At 42.9% G+C, this 19146-nt stretch carries 9 protein-coding genes; 4 read left to right on the top strand and 5 right to left on the bottom strand.

Features of this window, described 5'->3' with window-relative positions; genetic code table 11:
• The first annotated feature begins 32 nt into the window (after positions 1 to 32).
• Complete coding sequence (locus PQO05_RS04505) at positions 33 to 10616, top strand: MBG domain-containing protein (RefSeq protein ID WP_273631466.1); 10584 nt, start codon at positions 33 to 35, stop codon at positions 10614 to 10616.
• Positions 10617 to 10634: 18 nt separating this feature from the next.
• Positions 10635 to 11558 carry a PorP/SprF family type IX secretion system membrane protein gene (locus PQO05_RS04500; protein WP_273631465.1) on the top strand — a complete coding sequence of 308 codons (924 nt, stop codon included), beginning with the start codon at positions 10635 to 10637 and terminating at the stop codon, positions 11556 to 11558.
• Positions 11559 to 11952: 394 nt separating this feature from the next.
• On the opposite strand, the gene PQO05_RS04495 is transcribed toward PQO05_RS04500, so the two are convergent.
• The 3 genes from PQO05_RS04495 to PQO05_RS04485 form a co-directional block, all read right to left on the bottom strand.
• Positions 11953 to 12324: a PleD family two-component system response regulator gene (locus PQO05_RS04495; protein ID WP_273631464.1), complete on the bottom strand. Its 372-nt coding sequence runs from the start codon at positions 12322 to 12324 to the stop codon at positions 11953 to 11955.
• 187 nt (positions 12325 to 12511) lie between these two features.
• Complete coding sequence (locus PQO05_RS04490; RefSeq protein ID WP_273633571.1) at positions 12512 to 12805, bottom strand: GNAT family N-acetyltransferase; 294 nt, start codon at positions 12803 to 12805, stop codon at positions 12512 to 12514.
• On the bottom strand, positions 12730 to 12951 hold the full coding sequence (locus tag PQO05_RS04485; RefSeq protein ID WP_273633581.1) for a GNAT family N-acetyltransferase: 222 nt from the start codon (positions 12949 to 12951) through the stop codon (positions 12730 to 12732). Before PQO05_RS04485 ends, PQO05_RS04490 begins: the two co-directional genes overlap by 76 nt.
• A gap of 99 nt (positions 12952 to 13050) precedes the next feature.
• Between PQO05_RS04485 and PQO05_RS04480 the strand changes: the two genes are divergently transcribed.
• Positions 13051 to 14430: an MFS transporter gene (locus PQO05_RS04480; RefSeq protein WP_273631463.1), complete on the top strand. Its 1380-nt coding sequence runs from the start codon at positions 13051 to 13053 to the stop codon at positions 14428 to 14430.
• Here the strand turns inward: PQO05_RS04480 and PQO05_RS04475 are convergent.
• The gene (locus PQO05_RS04475; protein WP_273631462.1) at positions 14396 to 15982 is read right to left on the bottom strand and encodes a hypothetical protein; all 1587 of its coding nucleotides are present in this window, start codon (positions 15980 to 15982) and stop codon (positions 14396 to 14398) included. The genes PQO05_RS04480 and PQO05_RS04475 overlap by 35 nt on opposite strands.
• A 5-nt stretch (positions 15983 to 15987) precedes the next feature.
• Entirely contained in the window at positions 15988 to 16857 is an 870-nt protein-coding gene (locus PQO05_RS04470) for an ABC transporter ATP-binding protein (protein ID WP_273631460.1), read from the bottom strand.
• A gap of 381 nt (positions 16858 to 17238) precedes the next feature.
• Between PQO05_RS04470 and PQO05_RS04465 the strand changes: the two genes are divergently transcribed.
• Positions 17239 to 19137, top strand: a complete 1899-nt coding sequence (locus PQO05_RS04465; RefSeq protein ID WP_273631459.1) for a glycoside hydrolase family 30 beta sandwich domain-containing protein — start codon at positions 17239 to 17241, stop codon at positions 19135 to 19137.
• Positions 19138 to 19146: the final 9 nt, after the last annotated feature.

Here is a 19146-nt window from a genome sequence, read left to right as displayed (position 1 = left end):
GGTTGGATTATAAGAACTTAAACTATTGTCTTATGGTCAAAACTTTTACGCGCCCTAATTTCTGTATTGTCTTCTTTATTGCAGTTGCAATGATGTCCGTTTATAGCGCACATGCTAATATTTTTTCGACACGCAATACGTTTGGCCTATCCATTGAAAATCCCTACCTGGCTACACCTACTATTAGCTTTAGCAATACATTAGCAGGCAAACCTTATGGTAGTGCCGATTTTGTGCCCGCCACATCCAATTCATCAGCACCTATAACTTTCAACAGCAGCGACGCGTCGGTAGCTACTATTGTTAATGGCAGAGTGCATATTATAGGTCTCGGTTCTTCTACTATTACTGTAACACAGGGTGCAAACAGCCAGTTTAGTGCTATTACAACAACCGCAACACTAACCGTAGTTCAGGCAAGCCCTGCTATTACCTTTATTAGCAATTTAAGTCCTCAAGCCTACACCACAACAGATTTTTTACCTGCCACGGCTACCCTTGGAGCATCAATTATTTACACCACAGACAATGCTAATGTGGCTACTATTATTAACAATAAAGTACACCTTATTAGTACCGGAACAGTTAATATTACCGCCTCAATTGCGCCAAGCCCGCAATATGCAGCTACAAGCGTTAGCACAGCGCTTGTTGTTCAAAAATCTACGCCGGCAATTGCTTTTATCACGGGGTTAAATGCTAAAGCATTTACTACTACAGACTTCGCACCAGCTACAATCACACCTGCTGTGCCCGTTATTTTTACCAGTGATAACCCTGCGGTTGCTACAATTATTAACAATAATGTACACTTGGTTAGTGCAGGTACGGCTAATATTACAGCTACAATAACAGGTACCGACCTATACAATGGCACAAGCCGGACTACCGCGCTTACCGTTGTTCCCTCGACTCCTGTTATCACCTTTTTAGATTTAAGTGCAAAACCATATACATCAACAGATATTATACCAGCGACAGTCTCGCCAGCGGTACCTGTTGTTTACAATTCCGACAATCCAGCTGTTGCCACTATCATCAATAATAGAGTACATCTTGTGGCTATTGGCTCAGCCACCATTACTGCTACTACTACCGGCACAGACCTTTATACCGGCGCAAACCAAACTGTAGTACTTAATGTGATTAAAGCTACACCAGCTATTACTTTCATTAGTGGTTTAAATGTCAAGCCATTTACAACGACTGATTTTGCACCGGCTACAATTACACCCGCAGTGCCTGTTATTTATACCAGCGACAATCCAGCAGTTGCTACCATCATTAATAATAATGTACACATCGTTGGTATCGGGGTGGCAAACATTACAGCCGTAGTTACCGGCACAGATTTATATAATGGCGCAACGCAAACAACAGCACTAAATGTAGTGCAGGCTACGCCGATTATTTCCTTTATTCCAGGGTTAAACAGCAAAGCTTTTTCGACAACCGATTTTAACCCGGCAACATCTAACCCGGTTGTGCCGATTACTTTTACCAGTAGCAATTTAGATGTAGCAACTATTATCAACAATAATGTACACCTTGTTGGCGCCGGAACTACTACAATAACGGCTACAATTACCGGGAATGCTTTATATACGGGAGCTACGTCAACGTCTGCCCTAACCGTAACTACCGCTACACCAATTATTTCATTTATTGCGGGGTTAAATACCAAGCCGTTTACCTCTGTTGATTTTGCACCAGCATCTTCAAACCCGGCAGTACCTATTATCTACACCAGTGATAACCCGGCGGTAGCTACCATCATTAATAACAATGTACACCTAGTGGGATTAGGGACAGCCAACATCACAGCTACCATAGCGGGTACCAGCTTATACAATAGCGTTACGCAAACAACGGCAATGAATGTGGTGCAGGCTACACCCGTTATTTCTTTTATTGCCGGCTTAAATGCTAAGCCATTTACAACTGTTGATTTTGTGCCGGCAACAACCTCACCTGTAATACCAATAATTTTTACCAGTGATAACCCGGCAGTGGCTACGATCATTAACAACAATGTACATCTGGTAGGCCTGGGTACGACTAACATTACAGCTAACATTGCAGGTACAAGTTTATATAGTGGGATTGTGCAATCTACAGCACTCAACGTCGTGCAGGCAACCCCAATTATTTCTTTTATTACTGGCTTAAATGCTAAACCATTTACAACAACCGATTTTGCACCGGCAACCACTTCGCCGGCTGTTCCGGTCATTTATACGAGCGATAATCCGACTGTAGCTACCATCATCAACAATAATGTGCATTTGATTGGTTTAGGTACAGCTAATATTACGACAACCATTGCCGGCACCAGCCTATATAGCGGTGTTGTACAATCTACGGCACTCAACGTAGTGCAGGCTACACCCGTTATTTCTTTTATTGCCGGGTTAAACGCCAAGCCATTTACCACATCCGATTTCACTGCTGCCTCCGCTACACCAGCTTTACCTATTATATTTACAAGCAGTAACCCGGCGGTAGCTACCATTATTAATAACAACGTGCATTTAGTGGGTACCGGTACTACTAACATTGCCGCAACTATTGCCGGCAGTGCTTTATACGGTGGTGCAACGGCAACAACTGCATTAAACGTAGTTACAGCAACGCCTATTATTTCCTTTATTGCAGGTTTAAATGCTAAATCATTTACCACAACAGATTTTGCGCCCGCTTCTTCGAGCCCTGCCCTGCCTATTATTTACACCAGCGACAACCCGGCAGTAGCAACCATTATTAACAACAATGTACATTTGGTGGGTTTAGGTACCGCCAATATTACGGCCACTATTGCCGGAACCGATTTATATAATGGCGTTACACAAACAACAGCAATCAACGTAGTGCAGGCAACGCCGATTATCTCTTTTATTGCCGGTTTAAATAACAAGCCATTTACAGCCACTGATTTTACAGCAGCAACGGCTTCACCCGCCGTTCCAATTATTTTTACCAGTGATAACCCGGCGGTAGCTACCATCATTAATAACAATGTACATTTGGTTGGCTTAGGTACCGCTAATATTACAGCTACCATTGCAGGCACCAGTTTATATAGTGGGGTTGTGCAATCTACAGCACTCAACGTAGTGCAGGCAATCCCAATTATTTCTTTTATTGCCGGGCTAAATGCCAAACCATTTACAACAACCGATTTTGCACCGGCAACCACTTCTCCGGCTGTTCCGGTCATTTTTACCAGCGATAACCCGGCGGTGGCTACCATCATCAACAACAATGTGCATGTGATTGGTTTAGGTACAGCTAATATTACGGCAACCATTGCCGGCACCAGCTTATATAGCGGTGTTGTACAATCTACGGCACTCAACGTAGTGCAGGCTACACCCGTTATTTCTTTTATTGCGGGTTTAAACGCCAAATCATTTACAACAGCAGATTTTACACCGGCAAGCGCAACGCCTGCACTGCCAATAATATTTACAAGCGATAACCCAGCTGTTGCTACTATAATTAACAACAACGTGCATTTAGTAGGTACCGGAACTGCTAATATTACAGCTACTATTGCCGGTAGCACTTTATATACAGGGGCTACTTCAACCACCGCATTAACAGTAACTACCGCTACACCCATCATTTCATTTGTTGCGGGGTTAAATGCCAAGCCGTTTACCTCGGCTGATTTTGCACCAGCTTCTTCAAACCCGGCGTTGCCTATTATTTATACCAGTGATAATCCTGCGGTGGCAACTATCATTAATAACAATGTGCACCTGGTTGGATTAGGTACGGCCAATATTACAGCTACTATAACGAACACAAGCTTGTATAACGGCGTTACACAAACCACTGCATTAACTGTAGTACAATCGGCACCGATTATTTCATTTATTGCAGGATTAAATGCTAAACCATTTACAACTGTTGATTTTGCACCGGCAACAACCTCACCTGCAGTACCGATAATATTTAACAGTGACAACCCGGCTGTTGCCACCATTATTAATAATAATGTACACCTGGTTAGTACCGGTACGGCCAATATTACAGCTACAGTTGCAGGTACGTCTGCATATCCGGGCTTTACAGCAACTACTCAGTTAAACGTAATAAAAGCGACCCCAATTATTTCATTTATTGCCGGGCTAAATGCTAAACCATTTACCGCTAATGATTTTGTAGCTGCAACATCTAACCCTGCACTACCTATTATATTTAGCAGCGATAACCCCGCCGTTGCAACCATTATTAACAACAATGTGCATTTAGTTGGCCTGGGTACGGCTAACATCACAGCAACTATGGATGGTAGCAGTAATACATTGTATAACGGCACATCGGCTACAATGCCACTAACTGTTACACAGGCCACGCCTATTATATCATTTATTGCCGGATTAAACGCCAGGCCATTTAGCACAACTGATTTTGTGCCAGCCACCGCTAACCCGGCGATACCAATAATTTTCACAAGTGACAACCCGGATGTAGCAACTATTATTAACAATTACATACACCTGATAGGTTTGGGTACGGCCAATATAACAGCCACTACAGATGCCAGCACTTTGTATACCGGCATTAATGCCAGTACACCATTAACTGTAGTTAAGGCTAACCCGGTTATTTCCTTTATTGCCGGGTTAAATGCAAAGCAATTCACAAGCACCGACTTCACACCGGCTTCATCAAACCCGGCAGTACCGATCACTTATACCAGTGACAACCCTGCAGTAGCCACTATTGTTAATAACCTCGTGCATCTTGTTGGTGTCGGAACTGCCAATATCACCGCAACTATAGCACCGGGAGATTTGTATAATGGTACAACAGCGTCAACACCGTTGGTAGTTACACAAGCCACACCTATCATTTCATTTATTGCGGGGTTAAATGCCAAACAGTATTCTACAACTAACTTTACACCAGCTACCGCCAATCCAGTGGTGCCAATTATTTTCACCAGCGATAATCCGGCTGTAGCTACTATTGTAAATAACCAGATACACCTGGTTGGTTTGGGTACAGCTAACATTACAGCTACTATTGATGGTAGTGGCAGTAATGGTTTGTATAATAGCGTTACGGCTACTACACCACTTATAGTAATCCAGGCTACACCGGTAATTTCTTTTATTGCAGGCTTAAATGCCAAACCCTATACATCTGTTAATTTTACCCCTGCCACTTCAAATCCATCTGAACCTATAACCTTTACAAGTGATAACCCTGCTGTGGCTACTATTGTCAACAATCAGGTACATATTGTAAACTTAGGTACAGCTAACATTACAGCTACTATTGATGGCAGTACCAGCAATGGTTTATACAACAGCGCAACCGCTGTTACACCGCTAAATGTAATTAAGGCAACTCCTATTATTTCTTTCATTGCCGGTTTAAATGCCAAAGCATTTACAATAACAGATTTTGCACCGGCCTCTTCAAACCCTGCTTTACCCATCACCTACTCGATAGATCCATCGCAGGCCTCGGTTGCAACTATTGTTAACAACCAGGTGCATTTAGTTGGGCTTGGTACAGCAACCATTACTGCAACTGTTGATGGCAGTTCTACCACTTTATATAACAGCACTTCATCAAGTTCGGCCCTGGTGGTTACAAAATCAGCTCCGGTAATAACTTTTATCCCGGGTCTAAGCCCTAAAGCTTATGGCACTGCAGACTTTGCACCAGCAACAGCAGCGCCCGCTGTACCTATCACTTATCAAAGCAGTAATTTATCGGTAGCCACAATTGTTAGCGGAAAAGTTCACATTGTAGGATTAGGCACCACCACCATTACGGCTACTATATCAGACAACAGCCAGTATTCGGGCACAACGGCATCAGCCACACTTACCATAAGCCAGGGTACTCCTGTTATTACTTTCGCCAGCAATTTAAGCCCACGATTTTATGGATCTGGCAACTTTACTCCTGCATCGGCAACGTTGGGTGCGCCAATTACCTATACACTCAGCAATAACAATGTTATATCTATAAGCAGCAGTAATGCGGCACAAATTATTGGTGTGGGCACAGTAACCATAACAGCTACTACACCAAGCAATAATCTATATGTCGGCACAACAGCATCTGCTACGGTCACTATAAACCAGGCCACACCTGTTATATCTTTTATTGCAGGCTTAAACCCCAAACCATATACTTCAATTAATTTCACACCTGCAACAGCCACATTCTCTGCTCCTATAACCTTTACAAGTGATAACCCCGCAGTAGCAACTATTGTAAGCAATCAGGTACATTTAGTAGGGCTCGGCACGGCAAATATTACCGCAACCACACCCAATAATGCTTTTTATGTAGGGCAAACACTTACAACTGCTATTAACGTAATAAAATCATCGCCGGTAATTACTTTCGTATCTAATTTTAGTCCGCGCGATTACGGGACTGCAAACTTTACCCCGGCAACAGCTACCCTGGGGGCGCCTGTTACACTTACCAGCGACAACCCTGCTGTAGCAACTATAGTAAGCGGGCAGGTACATATTGTTGCGCCGGGTACAGCCAATATTACGGCAACAACCCCAGATAACACACTTTTTAACGGCGCAACACTTACGGCCCAATTAGTAATAAATAAGGCTACACCTATTCTCACCTTCGCTGCCTTGCCGGCTAAAACTTATGGCGATAACCCAAGCGGCATAGTATTAAATGCCACAACTACTAATAGTACTATCCCGGTTACTTACAGCAGCGATAATACTGCCGTTGCCACCATTGGCGGCACCAGTAATAACACACTGTTTATTGTGGGTGCAGGTACTGCCAATATTATTGCAGCACAGGTTGGTAATAGTTTCTACAATCCGGTTTCGGTTACCAATAGCTTTAGTGTAAACAAGGTAGACCAAACAATTAGCTTTGCACCTTTAAATGCCAAAACTTATGGCGATGCCGACTTTAACCTAACAGCCAATGCATCATCGGGTGTGGTTACTTATACCAGTTCGGCACCATCGGTGGCTACGGTTAGCGGCAATACGGTACATATTTTAGGAACCGGTACTACCGTTATAACAGCATCACAGGCTGGTAGCAATAATTACAACGCTGCCACACCTATTCAGCAAACATTAACCGTAAACAAGGCTAACCAAACCATTACATTTAATACGCTTGCCGATAGAGCTTATGGCGATGCTGGTTTCGACCTCGCAGCTACAGCCTCATCAGGCCTGGGGGTAACATATACAAGTTCGAACCCGGCAGTTGCTGCCGTAACCGGCAATACAGTTACCATTATTGGCGTGGGTAGTACAACTATTACGGCTACACAAAATGGTAATGATAATTACAATGCGGCAACTGCGCTTCAACAAACATTAAACGTTGGCAAGGCTACCCAGGCTATAACTTTCAATACACTGCCAGGCAAATCTTATGGCGATGCCGATTTTGATCTTAATGCAAGCGCATCATCCGGTTTATCTGTCGAATACTTAAGTTCTAACCCTGCCGTAGCAAGCGTTAGCGGTAATACGGTAACCATAATTGGTGCAGGCAGTACTATCATTACGGCATCCCAAAGCGGTAATGATAACTATAGTGAAGCTACTCCGGTTCAGCAAACATTAAATGTGGGCGAAGCCGATCAAACAATTACTTTCAACACCTTACCAGGTAAAACTTTTGGCGATGCTGGCTTCAACCTTTCGGCCACAGCATCATCGGGTCTGTATGTGAATTACACCAGTTCTAATCTTAATGTCGCAACTGTAAGCGGAAATACTGTAACCATTGTCGGTGGTGGATCAGCTACTATTACTGCTTCACAAGGTGGCAACGATAATTACAACGCAGCCACAAATGTTCAGCAAACCTTAAATGTAGGCAAGGCTAACCAAACCATTGCATTTAATAGTTTAGCACCGAAGTTTGTGGGCGATGCCAATTTTGATCTAACCGCAACAACCTCATCCGGATTGGGTATTACTTACAGCAGCTCGGACAATAGTGTGGCAACTGTAACAGGCAACACTATTACTGTTGTTGGCGCGGGCTCTGCTACAATTACAGCCACACAGGCTGGTAACGATAATTATAGCGCTGCTACCCCGGTTCAGCAATTATTAACCGTAAATAAAGTATCCCAAACCATTACCTTCAATACTTTGCCGAATAAGTTTTTGGGCGATGCCAGCTTCGACCTTAATGCCTCGGCAACATCGGGATTAGCAGTTAGTTATGTAAGTTCTAATACAGCTGTAGCTACTATTACGGGCAATACGGTAACTATTTTAAGCAGTGGTTCTGCCAGTATTACAGCTTCACAACCCGGCGATGCTACTTACGGTGCAGCTACCCCGGTAACCCGGTCGCTCACTGTCGGCAAGCAAGATCAAACCATAACATTTACTACACTACCGGCTAAAACTCTGGGCGATGCCGATTTCAGCCTCACTGCTACAAGCACCAATGCTACCATCCCGGTTACTTACAGCAGTGGCAACACCGCAGTAGCTGTTATTATTGATGGCAACCTACACATTGTGGGTGCAGGAACAGCTACAATTACAGGCTCGCAAGCCGGTAGCGCTAATTATAATGCAGCTGCCGATGTGGTACAAACGCTTACGGTTAACAAAGCAGCACAAACCATTACTTTTAACACCCTTACCGATAAAGTATTTGGCGATGCCGACTTTGCACTGTTAGCCACTTCATCATCGGGATTGGCAGTTAGCTATGTCAGCTCTAATACAGCTGTTGCGACTATAAGCGGCAATACAGTACACATTATTGGCGTGGGCACAAGTACTATTACAGCCTCACAAAGCGGCAATGCCAGTTATAGTGCAGCTACAGCGGTTTTACAAACTTTAAATGTGGGCAAGGCAAGTCAAACTATAAGTTTTGATGCCTTAATTGCAAAAACCTACGGCAATGCTGACTTTAATTTATCAGCCACCAGCTCATCGGGATTACCGGTTAGTTACAGCAGTTCTAATACAGCAGTGGCTACAATTAGCGGCAATACGGTGCATATTGTTCGTGCAGGCACAACAAACATTATAGCATCACAAAGCGGTAATGGTTCTTATGCTGCTGCAACCAATGTACAGCAACAGTTAGCCATTAACACTGTGGCAATAGCGATTACTGCTGTGGCCAGCAGCAAAGCTTATGGAAGCGTTGATCCGCAGTTAACTTATACTTATACCGGCACTTTAGCCGCAGGCGATAACTTTACCGGCGCATTAACCCGGGCTGCAGGCGAAAACGTAAACACTTATGCCATTAACCAGGGTACATTAGCATTAAACGGCAACTATACGTTAACTTATAACGGTGCTGTGTTTAGCATTACCAAAAAAGTACTTACGGTTACTGCCGATAATCAGGCTAAAACCTACGGAACTGCCAACCCTGCATTTACTATTAAATACAGTGGCTTTGTTAATAATGAAACCACAAGCAATCTCACAAGCTTGCCAACTGTAAGTACCGATGCTACTGTTGCCTCAAACGCGGGTACTTATGTAATTACACCTGCGGGAGGATCAGCGGCTAATTATGATTTCAACTATGTTACCGGAACATTTACCATCAACAAAGCCACGTTGACTGCAACTGCGGGCAATAGCACAAGGGTATATGGTACAGCTAATCCAGATTTCACGGTTACTTATTCGGGCTTTGTAAATGGCGATACGCAAACTGCTATTTCAACCTTGGCTACGGCAAGTACAGCCGCTACAGTTAACACAGCAGTTGGTACATATACTATAAACCCTGTTGGTGGAGCAGCAGTTAATTACCAATTCACCTATGCCCCTGGTACCTTAACCATTACTAAGGCAACCCGAAGCATTACCTTTAGCAACCCATTGGTTAAAACTTATGGCGATGCTGATTTTGACGGTGGCGCTACTGCACCAGGTAATGATGCTATTACTTACACCAGCGATAATGCCGCAGTTGCAACCGTTGTTAACGGCAAACTTCATATTACAGGCGCAGGTAATGCAAATATTACAGCTTCGCTGCCAGACAATGCTAATTACTTTGCAACAGCAAGTGTAACCCAGCCATTGATTGTAAATAAGGCTAACCAAACTATCCGCTTTAATGCTATACCAGCTCTAAACCGCGGTGTAACTTACGATTTAAGCATTGTTACAGCAAGCTCTGGCCTGCCGGTAAATTTCACCAGCAGTGATGCTAAAATAGCCGCTATTAACAGCCAGTCATTAACCGCTGTGAGTATCGGTGTGGCAAATATCACAGCCAGCCAAACCGGTAACGCCAATTACAATGCTGCTACCAGTGTAATGCAAAGCGCCAATGTACAAGACCCAAGCGGGCAGGAAATTATTGTACACCAGGCTATGTCGCCTAATGGTGATGGCATAAACGATGTGCTGTTTATCGAAGGCATAAGCGAGCATCCTACCAACCATGTTACGCTAATTAACCGAAACGGTGTAAAGATTTACGAAATAAACAATTACGACAATTTATCGAGGGCATTCGACGGGCACTCTAATATAACAGGCGCTTTAATGCAGGCCGGTACTTATTTCTACCTGGTTGAATACACTGTTAATGGCGAAGGAAGGCACAAAACCGGATACTTTGTATTGAAATACTAATCACTATCTAAAAAACGAATGATGAAAAATATCACCCAATATATCGCCAAGGCACTAATGGTTTGCCTACTGAGCTTATGCTTTGGCTCTGTAGCCTTTGCACAGCAGGATTTTACCTATAGCCAGTATATGAATAACCAAACGCCCCTTAACCCGGCTTATTCATTACTGGATCAGAATGGCTCATTAAATGCTTTGCTGCGTAAACAGTGGACCGGGATACAGGGTTCACCAACTACCTTTATTTTTAACGGGAGTTTGCCGATCGAAGCTATCAATGGTTCGGCAGGGCTTGTTGTGATGAACGACCAGTTTGCTGTAGAACACTTAACTGAGATTAATGCGTTTTTTGCCAAGAGCATTAACCTGAGCGAGAAAACACATCTGGGCGTATCGCTTAATGCAGGTATCCGTAATTATGTGGCCAACTATTCATCATTGGACTCTAACGACCCGCTGTTTCGTGATGATGTGAGGCAGAATAAACCCAATATCGGTTTTGGGGTAATGCTTTATTCTGATGAATACTTTTTAGGTGTGGCAGTACCAGAGTTGACTTTCACCTCGCTGGGTACAGCATCTATTCAGAATAATACTTACTTCCGTAATCACTATAATTTCTCAGGTGCTTACCTGATTGATGGTGGTAAAGACTTTAAAGTAAAGCCTGCATTCCTGGCAACTTATACCAAGGGCATTCCATTTGTAGCCAATTTCTCTACCACCATGTACATTAAAAATGTATTCGGTTTGGGGGCCGACTATCGTACCAATAATGAGATGGCGGGTATTGTAAGCTTCATGTTTGCCAACTTCCGTTTAGGTTATAGCTACCAATTTGGTACAGCATCAAACAATATTGGCGGCTTTAACAACTCCACCAATGAAATCACTTTAACTTACCGTTTCGGACAGCATCTGGAAGATATTAATCTGTTGTAAATCAATCAGAACTCCACATGTATAAAGGATGTACCAAGCGCGGTACGTCCTTTTTTATTTGCCCGACCCCAGTGTCCAGAGCCAACCGATAATGAGGGCCAATAATGCGAAACAGCAATAAACTACTTTTTTCATGGTGATGATGTTTGTTTAATTAGCGAGTATCATTTAAACAGGTTAGCACGCTAAAGGCGTTATTACCAATCCCCGGAAAGCCCATTTAAATTCAACTATAATTAATTCTGTAGTAAAGTTGTGCAATTTGCTTTTCAATTTAAAAGTGTATCGCTGTACATGCTTTTTGTATCGACGAACAAAAATTTATTACATAAAAAAGCCGTATACATTTACATGTATACGGCCATACGTATTTGTTATTATTATGAAAAGCTATTTAAGATGCCATCATGTAACTAATTTGCGTAGCAAAATCTTTGTTATCAACAGGCTTTATAAACACAGTATTTTCTTCGCGTGTTTCATTATTAATAACGCGGTTATATAATTTAGAAACCACCACTACCGGTACATTTTTAAGTAAATCATTGCTTTTAAACAACTGGCAAATGGCCTCAAAATTTTCGTCGCCCAGCACAAAATCAAGTATAACCAGGTCGGGCCTGTAGTTTTTGGCTATTTTATATACATCGTCAGGATCAGAAGTAATATGCATATCCGAATAGCCGTAAAACATGATTTCATGTGCCATGCCAAGGATATCGTTATCCCTGTCGAGCAATAAAATTTTTTTATCCAGATTTTCCATAGCGCAAATGTTATACTTAAAAATTAATTTTTGATGAAGACAAGTTCAGCACACTTTACCCCTACTCCAATTATGTATCGGCGAATGAAACAGATGTATCGACAAATACATCACTCATCATGTCACCAAACAATCTCTTAACGGAGTAAGTAACAAACTTGATACACCAATTGTTAATTTTTATGAGTTATTTTTTCGCGAACCAATCCTCTGCCGTCATTTCAAACTTAGTTTCTTTAGTACCATGCAAGCCAACTTCGGTCCAGCCCTGCATACGGTAAAAGGTTTCGGCTTTGGTGTTAAAGCCTGTGCCTAACCAAATGGGATGATTGGTTTGCTCAAAATACCAATCGAGCATTAGGTTATGCAATTGCTTACCTATGCCCTGTCCTGCAAAATCAGGGTCTATAAATAATGCCCATACATTATGACCGCTAAATCGGCAATAGCAAAACCAACAATTTGTCCCTCCGTTTCGCAAACCCAACCTTTACCACGTATGGTTAAGTAGTTCTCGCAATCTTCATCAGTAACCAGGGCTGGATTCGATAAAACGTTCTCTTTTACCGCCAGCCTCACCTTCATTATTTGTGGTATATCACTTAAAATGGCTTCCCTGTAAATCATAGCGCGTGTTTATTTGTATCTGATATAAATAGAAAAATGAACAGAATTATTGTAATACCTGCATTTAGTTTGTAAGGTAATATTTGCATATTACACCAGATGCCTGCTGCTAAATTATCATTAAAAAAACAACTTGCATACGCCTGCGGAATGACGGGCTGGAGCATCATGACCAACATTATCATCGTGATGCTGCCGTTTTTTTATCTTCCGCCGGCCAACCGGGGGTTAATGCCTTTTATACCGCAATTGCTAATCTTCGGTGTGCTTAACATCATGTCGGTCATAGCCGCTTCAGGGCGGTTTTTTGATGCCATTTACGATCCTTTTATTGCTTCACTCAGCGATAAAAGCACTAACCCACACGGCCGCCGTACACCGTTCATGAAAAAGGCCATTATACCCACCGTTGTATTTTGCTGCCTCACTTTTTATCCGCTTGTTAAAGGCGAAAGTTTAGAAAATGCATGCTGGCTTGCCTTTACGCTTATATGCTTTTTTATGGGGGCTACTACCTATATTATCCCCTACAATGCGTTGCTGCCCGAACTTGCTGAGACAGCCGATGAAAAGATAAACCTTTCCTCCTTTCAACAAGTGGGCTTTGTCATCGGTATTATCCTATCGGCTATGGTTAACAATTTTGCCGATGGGATTCAGCTGGCGTTTAACGTACCCGATCGCGACAATGCCTTGCAATACACCATTTGGGGATTGGCCATATTTGGAGGCATTGTAATGCTGATACCGGTTATTGCGATTGATGAAACCAAACTTACAACCAGCACCCCATCACACTTACCTTTGCTGCCTGCTATCAGAAAAACATTTAGTAACCGCAATTTTAAGTACTACCTCATATCCGACTTCTCGTATTACATGGCGCTCAGTATTATCTCAAGCGGGTTATTATTTTTTGTAACCGTACTGCTTCATTTGCCCGAATCTATGGGCGGCGTACTGATGGGCACTATGGTTTTAATCTCGCTGATATTTTATCCGTTGGTAAACTATCTCTCTAAACGGATTGGCAAAAAGCCCATTGTGCTTTTTTCTTTCGGTTTATTAAGCGTCATCTTTGTGGCTATCTATTTCCTGGGGAAATTCCCATTATCGTCGGTAACTCAAATCTATATTTTGGTAATCGCCGCCGCATTTCCGCTGGCTTCGCTTGGCGTATTGCCTAATGCCATTTTAGCCGAAATTGCCCAGCACGATGCCCAGCGCACAGGCGAAAACCGTGAAGGCATGTTCTTCGCTGTTAAATACCTTTTTGTAAAACTGGGGCAAACGCTGGGCATAGCGTTATTCACATTCCTCACTGTTTATGGTAAAGATCCAGGCCATGATTATGGCTTGCGGCTTAACGGTATTTGTGGCTGTATACTTTGCCTGCTGGCTATTATTTTTTTCAGCCGGTTCCGGGAAATTATGCCGGCAAAGGCTACAAGTGCCTCGCCTGGTAATTCCGCACGGTAAAGGCTGTTGCTGCCAAAAGCACATTCAATCCTAATATAACGGTTATGTATAGGATATGGTTAGCATGCGGCACGGCGCCCATGTAATCCGCAATAAATCCTTTTTCTATCAATAAATAGGTGATCATAAAAAACAGGATTTCATACAACTTTTTACCTCCGCTTACAATACCCAGGCTTACGGCCAGTAACAAAATAAACACAGCGCCACTGATGATATTAAAAACAGCATAACCATCAGCAGCAATTGCATTTCGTACAATTACAGGTAAGGCCAAAGCAATAGCCAATATTACGCCTGCCAATATCTGAGCTGGCAACATCCGCTGTAAGGGTTTATATGAGGAATATGTAAAATAATGCAGTTGATTAGCCTTTTCCTTAGTAGCCAACTCCGACCAGCGGGTTACCTGCAAAAACCAGATCACGGGGAGCAAAATACCATAAGCAATATTCAATGGTGCAAATAGCATCCCTACCCAAACACCGGCAACAATTAGCCACAGCCATTTAGAACCTTTACGGGTTAGCAATAGTAGTTCTGTTTTGATGAATGGGATAATGCCGTAATCGGGCACCAGCTTCGGCATTTTCGAGAGGTTGATGGTTGCAGGTTCTCTGTAAACAATTTCTTGAGCCGATTCGCTCAATACTACTTTCTTCTTTTTGTTGCTGCGCGAGACTTGTTTAAAATCGAAGCGGTGGAAGAAGAAGGAAGAAACGTAAACTACCACAAACCCCATACAAATCCACAACAAGCGGCTCAGTATAAACACACCGCTAAAGCTAACGCCATTCCATACAAAGGTTTGATAAGCCTTTCTGTGGCTGTTGAATATAAAGCCCATCGAAATATCATGAATATTGGCATGGTATTGTGTGTTGATTTGATTACTAATGCTATTAGTTATTGTTTTTATACCAAATACATCCATCAAAACAACACCGTTATTATCAGGAGCCCCTTTTGAGCTACTGATAATAACCCCGAACAAAAATATAAAGGCTATGCATTGTAAGATCAGTTTATCGCGCAGGAACACCTCGGCAGCAATAGCTATTGATGATACCAAGAACAAGGATGGCAGCGCAAATAGAACATAAGGCAGTACGAAATCACTAACTATACGCGGAGAACCACTGGCACGCAAAAAGAACATACCAATACTTACCACAAACGTAAAACCCATAATAGTAAGTAACACCAGGAAATTACTTAAGAACTTGCTGAGCAGGTAACCCAGATTAGTTATGGGAGTTGTTGCTACGATCAATCCAACTTCGGTATCAATATCTTTTTTAATGCCGCTGTTTACCAGGAAAAATCCCCATAGTGATAACATAACGGTAGTCATCATGGCGGATACATAACCTACCCATGCCGAATTATACACGCCCTGAAAACCTGGAATAGTAAGCGTAGTATAGTTGGCGCTTGGCGGTGGCACAAAAGAATAAGCACCATAAATGGTAACCGCCAACGTGATCAGGAAAGCATAACTACGGGTGCGTTGGAGGTAGTCGGCCTTAATAATGCTGTAAATATATTTCACGATCCTTAAACGTTTTGGGTTAGAAATAAATAAGCATCTTCTAAAGTGGCAGTAACCGGGGTTGATGCAGCTTCGGATTCCTGATTTTTGGTAATGTACCGCACTTTAGTTTTATCCTTCTGCCGGGTTGTATTAATAATAATGTGTTTGGTCTTGATACTGTTTAATTCACTACTATCAATTAAAGTCTCAAACACCTTACCATCCACATGGCTGATAATTTCAGGTTGAATCGCTTTATCGAGCAATACACCATTTTTCATAATAGCTACCTCATCGGCAATGGTCTCAATATCAGATACAATGTGCGATGACAGGATAACAATGCAGTCATCAGCCAGATCAGAGATCAATTGGCGGAATCTCACGCGTTCTTCAGGGTCAAGACCAACGGTAGGTTCATCAAAAATCAGGATTTTGGGGTCGTTCAGTAAAGCCTGTGCAATACCAATGCGCTGTTTCATCCCGCCCGAGTAACTGCCTATTGGGCGTTTTGCATCGGCAGTCAAGTTCACGCCTTCCAGTAACATATCAATTCGTTGGCGTAAACCTGCACCGCCTACACCTTTCAGTGCAGCAATGTATTCCAGAAACTCATAAGCATTAAGGTTTGGGTAAACGCCAAAATCCTGCGGTAAATAGCCTAATATCCTGCGGATATAATCGGGGTTATCTACAATGTCTTGTCCATCCAGAAACAAAGTTCCTTTTGTGGGTTTGCTAATGGTGGCAATAATTTTCATTAAGGTTGATTTACCGGCACCGTTTGGCCCCAGTAAACCCAGAATTCCTTTTTCTATGGTGATGGAATAATCACTTAATCCGGTTTTCTGTTTATTATATTGCTTGGTAAGGTTTTTTATAACTAAAGACATTGTGATTGTTGATTTAGCCTTATGACAACCACCTGTATCACTAAGTTACAGCATTGAAATATTTTATATTAAACACGCTTTATTAAACTTATTTATAACTGTTTACAATACAGTTAGTGTTTATTTTACACTTTTTTCAAAAAAATTCAATTATGCTAAATCGCTTTAAATAATTGGAAACGCAACATTCTCTCTTCCTGTAAAATAAATTAATCGTTAACAGATTTTCGCCTATTGCAAATCATAGTAAAAGGTTATATGTTTGTTACAAACCAATTATAAACTCTCCGTTTATTGTACTCCCCAATTTTTAAATGCCTAACCAGCATAGGGGATTTGTACGTGCCAAATTTGCCACTTACTAAAACCAATGAATAAATTATGAAACCAAATCACAAGCTAAAACTGAGGGTACTCGCTGCAGTATTACTGCCAACCCTGCTTAATTTCTCCTGTAAAAAAGACACGGTGCAAAACAACACGCCCGATCTTAAAGCAAGTACTACCATTGCCCGCGCCGCTAACGAAACCGTTAACGTATGGCTAACCAAGGCCGATCAAAGCGCCCTGCTGGCGGCACAAACCAACATTAATTTTGCTGCCGATGCAGGCACCAATGCCACAACAGTAACCGTTGACGAAAACACGACCTACCAGGGCATCGATGGCTTCGGGTTCTGCTTAACCGGTGGTAGCGCCCAGCTTATTAACGGCATGGGGACAGCCCAAACCAATTTATTGAACGAGCTTTTTGCCACCGGAACCGGGCAAATCGGTATCAGTTACATCCGTCTAAGTATTGGCGCGTCTGATCTGAGTTCGTCCGACTTTACTTATGACGACATGCCATCCGGCCAAACCGATGTAAACCTTAACAACTTCAGCATCAGTAAAGAAATGACCGACCTGGTGCCTGTGTTGAAAAAGATCCTCGCCATTAACCCATCCATTAAAATATTAGCCACACCATGGACTGCACCCGTATGGATGAAAACAGGCACCAACGGCAATGGCGGGTTCACTGCTGGCAGCTTAAACACAGCCTACTACAGCGCTTACGCCAATTACTTTGTGAAGTATATACAGGCCATGAAGGCACAAGGCATTACCATTGATGCCATTACCCCGCAAAACGAACCGTTAAACCCCAATAATAACCCAAGCATGGTGATGCAGGCCAGCGAAGAAGCCAACTTCATCAAAAACAACCTCGGCCCGCAGTTACGCTCGGCCGGTTTATCTACCAAAATTATCTGCTATGATCACAATGCAGATCGTCCCGATTACCCGGAAGCAGTACTGGCCGATGCAAGTGCCAATAGTTATGTAGATGGTTCTGCATTTCACTTATATGCAGGTAACATTAGCGCATTGAGTGATGTACATAATGCATATCCTGCCAAAAACATTTACTTTACCGAGCAGTTCATAGGTGCACCAAGCAACTTCGGTGGTGATCTTTCATGGCATGTTAATACCCTCATCATCGGCGCAACCCGCAACTGGAGCCGCAACGTAATTGAGTGGAACCTGGCTGCCGATCCTAACAATAACCCGCATACTGCCGGTGGTTGCAGCACTTGTTTGGGTGGTATTACCATCAGCGGCTCGTCGGTTACGGCACGTAATGCCGGATACTATGTAATTGGCCATGCCTCTAAATTTGTAAGGCCGGGCGCTGTGCGTATCTCATCAAACCTATCGGGTAATATCCAAAACGTAGCCTTTAAAAATAGCGATGGCACTAAAGTATTAGTAGCTATTAACACAGGTACTGCCAGCCAAAGCTTCAAGGTTAAATGGGGTGCCGAATCTTTCACCTACACTCTGGCAGCAGGCGCTGTAGCTACCTTTAAATGGGCAGGCACGCAATCATCAGGTACAGGCGGCAGCACTACTGCACCAATAGGGCAAACCATCACGCTTAAAGGCTTTAACAACATGTATGTGAGCAGCGAAAACGGCACACAGGCCATGAACTGTAACCGCGCTACCGCATCGGCATGGGAGCAATTTTTAGTGGTTGATGCAGGTGCCGGTAAGGTGGCACTGCAAAGCATGGGTAAATATGTTTCTTCTGAAAACGGCACACAGGCCATTACCTGCAACCGTGCTACTTATGGCGACTGGGAGAAGTTCGACTGGGTACCTACGGCCGATGGCAAAGTTACCTTCCGCGGTAATAACGGCGATTTTATCAGCAGCGAGAACGGCACACAAGCCATGACCTGCACCCGCCCTACAGCATCAGGATGGGAAGCTTTTGCTGTGAACCAATAATCAACAAGA

Source organism: Mucilaginibacter jinjuensis, from assembly GCF_028596025.1.
GTDB lineage: Bacteria > Bacteroidota > Bacteroidia > Sphingobacteriales > Sphingobacteriaceae > Mucilaginibacter > Mucilaginibacter jinjuensis.
Note: the sequence above shows the minus strand (reverse complement) of the source record. Positions and strands in the feature narration are given on the sequence as shown.

Bases quoted from the DNA above. Each gene is read 5' to 3' on its own strand.
- PQO05_RS04480 (WP_273631463.1), top strand. From the start codon at position 13,051: ATGCCTGCTGCTAAATTATCATTAAAAAAACAACTTGCATACGCCTGC.
- PQO05_RS04485 (WP_273633581.1), bottom strand. From the start codon at position 12,951: ATGATTTACAGGGAAGCCATTTTAAGTGATATACCACAAATAATGAAG.
- PQO05_RS04495 (WP_273631464.1), bottom strand. From the start codon at position 12,324: ATGGAAAATCTGGATAAAAAAATTTTATTGCTCGACAGGGATAACGAT.
- PQO05_RS04500 (WP_273631465.1), top strand. From the start codon at position 10,635: ATGATGAAAAATATCACCCAATATATCGCCAAGGCACTAATGGTTTGC.
- PQO05_RS04465 (WP_273631459.1), top strand. From the start codon at position 17,239: ATGAAACCAAATCACAAGCTAAAACTGAGGGTACTCGCTGCAGTATTA.
- PQO05_RS04470 (WP_273631460.1), bottom strand. From the start codon at position 16,857: ATGTCTTTAGTTATAAAAAACCTTACCAAGCAATATAATAAACAGAAA.
- PQO05_RS04505 (WP_273631466.1), top strand. From the start codon at position 33: ATGGTCAAAACTTTTACGCGCCCTAATTTCTGTATTGTCTTCTTTATT.